Consider the following 823-nt stretch of genomic DNA (forward strand, 5'->3'; position numbering starts at 1 on the left):
AGCGGGTCGTCTAATCGCTCGACCGTCAAGGGGGTGAGTGCAAGGCCGTCGTCCTTTCTGTCGATTCTCGTTCGTCCGAATGCCGGGTACAGGGTCGTCTACGCGGTCGACGCGATGATCGCCGCAGGATGAGTTTCGCAGGTGAGATCTTCCTATGTTCGTTACGCAATCTGCTAAACGAGGCAGTTGCTTCCCGCTTCGCGGAATGATCTCAGCCACGTCCCGGCAGGGACGACTCGGTGCGTCCTGTAAGAACGCTATCGGTGGAATGGCCTGAAGAATGGTCGTAGCTAAACGTCTGCAGGATCAGACAGCGGCGGGTTTTCCTCCGTGCGGATCGAACAACTCGCCCGTCCGGAGCATCGCATGCATGATGACTGCCAGCTTGCGCGCCAGGGCCACGGCCGCTCGCTTGAAGCCGAGCCGATCTTTCAGCTCCAACGCCCAGGTTCGCAGGATGCTGGTATCCGTCGACCGGTTCAGGATGACCGCGGCCGCCTCATATAGCAGTCCGCGCAACTGACTGTCGCCACGGCGCGAGATATGACCATCATTATCGACCTCGCCGGACTGGTAGCGCCTCGGGGTCAGGCCCACCCATGCGCCCACGGCGCGCGAGTTCCTGAAGTTGGCCGGATCCTCCACCGCTGCGGCAAAGGCGGTGGCTGTGACGGTGCCTACACCGGGCACTGACATGAGCAGACGGCAATGCTGGTCGTTACGCGCCATCGCTGCCAGCTGCTTGCTCAGCTCTGCGATTTGGTATCGGATACCACTCCATGCCTGCAGCATTGGCACAACAATGCGCGCCAGCTTTTCTTCA

The 823-nt window shown here is 60.9% G+C and carries 1 protein-coding gene; it reads right to left on the bottom strand.

Features of this window, described 5'->3' with window-relative positions; translation table 11 throughout:
* Window positions 1-306 precede the first annotated feature (306 nt).
* A partial coding sequence (locus NKI72_RS35245) for an IS110 family RNA-guided transposase (RefSeq protein WP_352852291.1) occupies window positions 307-823 on the bottom strand: 517 nt, incomplete at its 5' end.

Source organism: Mesorhizobium sp. M0437, assembly GCF_040321335.1.
GTDB lineage: Bacteria > Pseudomonadota > Alphaproteobacteria > Rhizobiales > Rhizobiaceae > Mesorhizobium.